This window comes from Micromonospora sp. LOL_024, assembly GCF_048060415.1.
Lineage (GTDB): Bacteria > Actinomycetota > Actinomycetes > Mycobacteriales > Micromonosporaceae > Micromonospora.
The window spans coordinates 1-2,505 of the sequence record NZ_JBHMIS010000099.1; the positions used below are offsets into that span (position 1 = coordinate 1).

Consider the following 2,505-nt stretch of genomic DNA (forward strand, 5'->3'; position numbering starts at 1 on the left):
GGCCGGACGGTTCACCCACGGCCAGCGCATCAGCGACCTCATCGCCGGCCACGACGCCATCATCATCGACGGGCCACCCACCGACGAACTGCTCCCCGCAATGGCGATCAACCGCTACAGGCACGACCAGATCCGCCTCCAGCAGCTGGTGTGGCCCGACCAGCAGGGCCAGTTCCCCTGGGACGACGGGTACAACTTCGACCCGCAGGCACAGCCGCTGATCGCCCAGCTGTAGCAGAGCACGCCAACCGCCATCCGCCGGGATTCGGGCGCCCATGCCGCGCTCGGATGGCACCGGCATCGTCAGCGGGTGTGTAACGCGTCGGCGGTGACGAGCACCGCGGTCGGGTCGAGGGGGTCCAGCAGCGGCTGGAAGCGGGTCAGCTCGTTGGTCTTGCCGTCGACGTCGACCTGGCCGAGGACGGTCCCGGTGTGCTGGTCCAGCACTGCGAGGAGATGCACCTGTTCACCGGCCGGGCCGCTGCCCCGCAGCGTCTTGCCGTCCACGCTGTACACCCACCGACCTGTGGTCATCGCCGGCCGGGAGGCGACGATCCACCGGCCGACTGTGTCGTCCAGGGCGTCGGCGTCGACACCGGCCAGGATCTGCGGCAGGATGGACTCGTCCGGCGCCCGATACACCCCGGTGACCGGTTCCCGCCATGCGCCGAGCCCGGCGAGGACCTCCTGCGGGGCGTCGTTCGCCCACTCGGCGACCGCCGCCGCCGACCTGGCACCGGCCAGCACCGCCGCGACCGCGGTCGCCAGGACTCCCGCGAGGGGATGCGCCACGCCCCGCGGGTCCCGCCGGTCCGGCACGGCCATCAACGCCTCGACCAGACCCGCCCGGCACGAGGCAGGCAGCGACACTCCAACATGATCCGCGTGCACGGCCAGCACACCGATCAGCGACGATGTTCCCAACGGACGCGGTCCTCGGATGATCTTTCGGCTTTGACTACCTGGATGATCACCGAAAGGCCGCGCCCGGCCTTATACCCCCATGACTAGGAGCGTCCGCCCCGAACACTCACGACGGCATATCGCTACCTTGCCTGAGCCCTGGGGTTGCTGTAACTTGCTGGCGCGCTACGTGGGCTCGGTGTCATCACCTCGGTTCACCTGTTGCGGCGAGGCGCCCGTACGGACTCTGCTGACGGACACGGTGCGCGTGGGCGGTGCCAGGACCCCGAGGAAGGAATGCCTGTTGATCAAAATGTGGCCAGGCTCAGCTCGTCTGTATCGAGGGTCAGGGTCTCACATCGCCGGCCGGGTAGCTCTATCGGCAGCAACCGCTGTGGTTCTGGTCGCTACGGGCGGCTGCGCCGACAGCTCGCCACCGCGACCGACGGTGAGTCTTCCGGCTGCAGTGCCAACGAAGGATCTGAAGACGTGGCTGCTGGAGGGCGCGGAGAAGGTCGGCCAGGACACCTTCGCCGTCCGGTTCACCATGAGGCGCGAAGGTACTGACGGTTATCCCCTCCGGCTCGAAATGAAGGTCGATCCGGCGCGGCGGCGCAGCGACATGGCTGTCCACTTCCCTGTGCGTCAGCCCGGGCAGTTCCAATGGATCGAAGTGAAGACCGTTGACGAGAGAGGCTGGATCCGGTTCTTCGGCTTCGGCGAGCCGCCTAAGGGGTGGGTCCCGGCCGATCTCAGGAAGATGCTCGGTGAAGACTCATCGCTTCTCACCGGCACGCAGCTGGCGACTGACCTGCGGGAACTCGTCGAGACGGTGGTCGAGCCGCGCCTCATCACCGGACGGACCGTGCGCGGCACCCTCGACCTGCGTCAGCATTCTCGGCTCACCGCAGAGGCGCGCAGAAGCTTGCCGGCGAACGCGGATGTGCCGTTCACCGCCACCCTCGACCCACAGGATCGGATCACCAACCTGACGATCCACTTCAACCAAGCCGGAGTGGACGGCAGCGAATGGCAGCTCCTCTACAGCTCGTTCGGTAACCGCCTGCCGATCGAGGCCCCACCCGTCGCCGAGGTACTCAAGCCAGACGACATCGACCCACGCCTGCTGTCCAACCTGAAGAACGCCGCACCACATTGACCGGGTAGGACCACGCGATACCCCGTCCGTTGACAACGGGGTGTGGGCAGCGACTGCGGTGAGAGTCGCATGCGTCGTTCGGGCTGGGGGCCGCCGGAGAAGACCCACGGTCCTGCGGGCGCCTCCTCGCCAGCGGCCTCTACGCTTCACGACACTCGAGGCCCTCACCCGCCGATGTCAACAGCCCGGTCCCCGCACTGTCCGCCGTCGCCTCTCCGGCGTGCACGGCGAGCGCGTCGTGGCAGATGAACTCGGGCGTGGGCTGCACTGCGGGCAGAAGACGGCGAGGGCGGGCCTGACGGCCCCGCCTTCACCCGGCTTGGCCTGTCAGGCGACAGGGCGCAACGGCAAGGCTCGCGTCATCGAGGTACCGTCGCCGGCCGGGACTGTACAAATAACGGCTGATCGACCGATCAAGGGAGAGACGCCAGATGACGACCGAG

The 2,505-nt window shown here is 67.9% G+C and carries 3 protein-coding genes; 2 read left to right on the forward strand and 1 reads right to left on the reverse strand.

The features are described from left to right. Positions 1-235: DUF4262 domain-containing protein (locus tag ACFHWY_RS28205; protein ID WP_416583277.1), on the forward strand; the 235-nt coding region annotated here is incomplete at its 5' end. 68 nt (positions 236-303) lie between these two features. On the opposite strand, the gene ACFHWY_RS28210 is transcribed toward ACFHWY_RS28205, so the two are convergent. Continuing rightward, positions 304-924 (reverse strand): ISAs1 family transposase, encoded by a 621-nt coding sequence (locus tag ACFHWY_RS28210; protein ID WP_416583278.1) that lies wholly within the window; start codon positions 922-924, stop codon positions 304-306. Between the two features lie 427 nt (positions 925-1,351). On the opposite strand from ACFHWY_RS28210, the gene ACFHWY_RS28215 reads away from it, so the two are divergent. After that, on the forward strand, positions 1,352-2,062 hold the full coding sequence (locus tag ACFHWY_RS28215; RefSeq protein ID WP_416583279.1) for a hypothetical protein: 711 nt from the start codon (positions 1,352-1,354) through the stop codon (positions 2,060-2,062). Positions 2,063-2,505: the final 443 nt, after the last annotated feature.